The following is a 5101-nucleotide window of genomic DNA, read 5'->3' on the forward strand; positions in this document are numbered from 1 at the left end:
ACACAGTGGACGCGAGCAACTGAGGACAAGCCCTCGGCCTATTAGTACCGGTCAACTCCACCAGTTACCTGGCTTCCATATCCGGCCTATCAACCCAGTCGTCTACTGGGAGCCTTACCCTCTCAAGGAGGTGGGAGTCCTCATCTCGAAGCAGGCTTCCCGCTTAGATGCTTTCAGCGGTTATCCTTTCCGAACGTAGCCAACCAGCCATGCCCTTGGCAGGACAACTGGCACACCAGAGGTTCGTCCGTCCCGGTCCTCTCGTACTAGGGACAGCCCTTCTCAAGACTCCTACGCGCACAGCGGATAGGGACCGAACTGTCTCACGACGTTCTAAACCCAGCTCGCGTACCGCTTTAATGGGCGAACAGCCCAACCCTTGGGACCGACTCCAGCCCCAGGATGCGACGAGCCGACATCGAGGTGCCAAACCATCCCGTCGATATGGACTCTTGGGGAAGATCAGCCTGTTATCCCCGGGGTACCTTTTATCCGTTGAGCGACGGCGCTTCCACAAGCCACCGCCGGATCACTAGTCCCGACTTTCGTCCCTGCTCGACCCGTCGGTCTCACAGTCAAGCTCCCTTGTGCACTTACACTCAACACCTGATTGCCAACCAGGCTGAGGGAACCTTTGGGCGCCTCCGTTACCCTTTGGGAGGCAACCGCCCCAGTTAAACTACCCATCAGACACTGTCCCTGATCCGGATCACGGACCCAGGTTAGACATCCAGCACGACCAGAGTGGTATTTCAACGACGACTCCACCTGAACTGGCGTCCAAGCTTCACAGTCTCCCACCTATCCTACACAAGCCGAACCGAACACCAATATCAAACTGTAGTAAAGGTCCCGGGGTCTTTCCGTCCTGCTGCGCGAAACGAGCATCTTTACTCGTAGTGCAATTTCACCGGGCCTATGGTTGAGACAGTCGAGAAGTCGTTACGCCATTCGTGCAGGTCGGAACTTACCCGACAAGGAATTTCGCTACCTTAGGATGGTTATAGTTACCACCGCCGTTTACTGGCGCTTAAGTTCTCAGCTTCGCCGACCCGAAAGTCAGCTAACCGGTCCCCTTAACGTTCCAGCACCGGGCAGGCGTCAGTCCGTATACATCGCCTTACGGCTTCGCACGGACCTGTGTTTTTAGTAAACAGTCGCTTCTCGCTGGTCTCTGCGGCCACCCCCAGCTCACCGAGTAAATCGGATCACCAGTGATGGCCCCCCTTCTCCCGAAGTTACGGGGGCATTTTGCCGAGTTCCTTAACCATAGTTCACCCGAACGCCTCGGTATTCTCTACCTGACCACCTGAGTCGGTTTAGGGTACGGGCCGCCATGAAACTCGCTAGAGGCTTTTCTCGACAGCATAGGATCATCCACTTCACCACAATCGGCTCGGCATCAGGTCTCAGACTATGTGTCACGCGGATTTGCCTACGTGACGTCCTACACCCTTACCCCGGGACAACCACCGCCCGGGCTGGACTACCTTCCTGCGTCACCCCATCACTTACCTACTACCATCTTGGGTCGGCGGCTCCACCACTCCGGCCTCGTCCGAAGACTCAGCCGGCGGCTTCACGGCCTCAGCATCAACAGGTTCGGTATTGGGCGTTTCAAAGCGGGTACCGGAATATCAACCGGTTGTCCATCGACTACGCCTGTCGGCCTCGCCTTAGGTCCCGACTTACCCTGGGCAGATCAGCTTGACCCAGGAACCCTTAGTCAATCGGCGCACACGTTTCTCACGTGTGTATCGCTACTCATGCCTGCATTCTCACTCGTGAACCGTCCACAACTCGCTTCCACGGCTGCTTCACCCGGCACACGACGCTCCCCTACCCATCACAGTCCCCGTTGGGGGTATGTACTGCAATGACACGACTTCGGCGGTACGCTTGAGCCCCGCTACATTGTCGGCGCGGAATCACTTGACCAGTGAGCTATTACGCACTCTTTCAAGGGTGGCTGCTTCTAAGCCAACCTCCTGGTTGTCTCTGCGACTCCACATCCTTTCCCACTTAGCGTACGCTTAGGGGCCTTAGTCGATGCTCTGGGCTGTTTCCCTCTCGACCATGGAGCTTATCCCCCACAGTCTCACTGCCGCGCTCTCACTTACCGGCATTCGGAGTTTGGCTAAGGTCAGTAACCCGGTAGGGCCCATCGCCTATCCAGTGCTCTACCTCCGGCAAGAAACACACGACGCTGCACCTAAATGCATTTCGGGGAGAACCAGCTATCACGGAGTTTGATTGGCCTTTCACCCCTAACCACAGGTCATCCCCCAGGTTTTCAACCCTGGTGGGTTCGGTCCTCCACGAAGTCTTACCTCCGCTTCAACCTGCCCATGGCTAGATCACTCCGCTTCGGGTCTTGAGCGCGCTACTACATCGCCCTGTTCGGACTCGCTTTCGCTACGGCTTCCCCACACGGGTTAACCTCGCAACACACCGCAAACTCGCAGGCTCATTCTTCAAAAGGCACGCAGTCACGAGATACAAGCAAGCACGTCCGACGCTCCCACGGCTTGTAGGCACACGGTTTCAGGTACTATTTCACTCCGCTCCCGCGGTACTTTTCACCATTCCCTCACGGTACTATCCGCTATCGGTCACCAGGGAATATTTAGGCTTAGCGGGTGGTCCCGCCAGATTCACACGGGATTTCTCGGGCCCCGTGCTACTTGGGTGTTCTCCAAACGAGCCGCTGACGTTTCGGCTACGGGGGTCTTACCCTCTACGCCGGACCTTTCGCATGTCCTTCGCCTACATCAACGGTTTCTGACTCGTCTCACGGCCGGCAGACCGTGAAAGGAAAATCCCACAACCCCGCATGCGCAACCCCTGCCGGGTATCACACGCATACGGTTTGGCCTCATCCGGTTTCGCTCGCCACTACTCCCGGAATCACGGTTGTTTTCTCTTCCTGAGGGTACTGAGATGTTTCACTTCCCCTCGTTCCCTCCACACTGCCTATGTGTTCAGCAGCGGGTGACAGCCCATGACGACTGCCGGGTTTCCCCATTCGGAAACCCCCGGATCAAAGCCTGGTTGACGACTCCCCGGGGACTATCGTGGCCTCCCACGTCCTTCATCGGTTCCTGGTGCCAAGGCATCCACCGTGCGCCCTTAAAAACTTGGCCACAGATGCTCGCGTCCACTGTGCAGTTCTCAAGCAACGACCAGCCACCCACCACCCCACCCCGATACAGGGCGAGTTCACTGGGGCCGGCATCCCGAAGGACGAGCAACGCTCGCACCCTCAGACACCCAACAGCGTGCCAGGCGTGACCGCCGTCCGTGACTCCGTTCCACGCCGAGGCAGTACTAGGAGACCTTCAGGTCCATCACGCCAACTAATCAACGTTCCACCCATGAGCTGACCGTGCAGGACGTTTGCCTGCAGTCGGTGCTGTGCTCCTTAGAAAGGAGGTGATCCAGCCGCACCTTCCGGTACGGCTACCTTGTTACGACTTCGTCCCAATCGCCAGTCCCACCTTCGACAGCTCCCTCCCCGAGGGGTTGGGCCACCGGCTTCGGGTGTTACCGACTTTCGTGACGTGACGGGCGGTGTGTACAAGGCCCGGGAACGTATTCACCGCAGCAATGCTGATCTGCGATTACTAGCAACTCCGACTTCATGGGGTCGAGTTGCAGACCCCAATCCGAACTGAGACCGGCTTTTTGAGATTCGCTCCGCCTCGCGGCTTCGCAGCTCTTTGTACCGGCCATTGTAGCACGTGTGCAGCCCAAGACATAAGGGGCATGATGACTTGACGTCGTCCCCACCTTCCTCCGAGTTGACCCCGGCAGTCTCCTGTGAGTCCCCATCACCCCGAAGGGCATGCTGGCAACACAGAACAAGGGTTGCGCTCGTTGCGGGACTTAACCCAACATCTCACGACACGAGCTGACGACAGCCATGCACCACCTGTATACCGACCACAAGGGGGCGACCATCTCTGGCCGTTTCCGGTATATGTCAAGCCTTGGTAAGGTTCTTCGCGTTGCGTCGAATTAAGCCACATGCTCCGCTGCTTGTGCGGGCCCCCGTCAATTCCTTTGAGTTTTAGCCTTGCGGCCGTACTCCCCAGGCGGGGAACTTAATGCGTTAGCTGCGGCACCGACGACGTGGAATGTCGCCAACACCTAGTTCCCAACGTTTACGGCGTGGACTACCAGGGTATCTAATCCTGTTCGCTCCCCACGCTTTCGCTCCTCAGCGTCAGTAATGGCCCAGAGATCCGCCTTCGCCACCGGTGTTCCTCCTGATATCTGCGCATTTCACCGCTACACCAGGAATTCCGATCTCCCCTACCACACTCTAGCCTGCCCGTATCGAATGCAGACCCGGGGTTAAGCCCCGGGCTTTCACATCCGACGCGACAAGCCGCCTACGAGCTCTTTACGCCCAATAATTCCGGACAACGCTTGCGCCCTACGTATTACCGCGGCTGCTGGCACGTAGTTAGCCGGCGCTTCTTCTGCAGGTACCGTCACTTGCGCTTCTTCCCTGCTGAAAGAGGTTTACAACCCGAAGGCCGTCATCCCTCACGCGGCGTCGCTGCATCAGGCTTTCGCCCATTGTGCAATATTCCCCACTGCTGCCTCCCGTAGGAGTCTGGGCCGTGTCTCAGTCCCAGTGTGGCCGGTCGCCCTCTCAGGCCGGCTACCCGTCGTCGCCTTGGTAGGCCATCACCCCACCAACAAGCTGATAGGCCGCGGGCTCATCCTGCACCGCCGGAGCTTTCAACCGCAGACCATGCGATCCGCAGTGTTATCCGGTATTAGACCCCGTTTCCAGGGCTTGTCCCAGAGTGCAGGGCAGATTGCCCACGTGTTACTCACCCGTTCGCCACTAATCCCCTCCCGAAGGAGGTTCATCGTTCGACTTGCATGTGTTAAGCACGCCGCCAGCGTTCGTCCTGAGCCAGGATCAAACTCTCCATGAATGCTTACCCGACCGTGCTTAATTAAAAGCGCGGGTGCACATCCGAAGAGCGGAACAACCGGTCGGAATAGGACCGGTCGTTCACAGCGTCCTCGCTGTGATTGCCACCCCGCGAGCGGGATGGACTTTTCAAAGGAACCTCGACCATCC

Annotated in this window: 2 rRNA genes; both read right to left on the reverse strand. The window is 57.9% G+C overall.

The annotated features are described in order from the left end of the window. Positions 1–21: 21 nt before the first annotated feature. Positions 22–3143: ribosomal RNA gene (locus ACLB9X_RS34250) — 23S ribosomal RNA — on the reverse strand. 282 nt (positions 3144–3425) lie between these two features. Next, positions 3426–4952, reverse strand: a 16S ribosomal RNA gene (locus ACLB9X_RS34255). The 16S and 23S rRNA genes sit together here, the layout of an rRNA operon. Positions 4953–5101 lie beyond the last annotated feature (149 nt).

Origin of the sequence: Streptomyces sp. 5K101 (assembly GCF_046506645.1) — a bacterium.
In the GTDB taxonomy this organism is placed as follows: domain Bacteria; phylum Actinomycetota; class Actinomycetes; order Streptomycetales; family Streptomycetaceae; genus Streptomyces.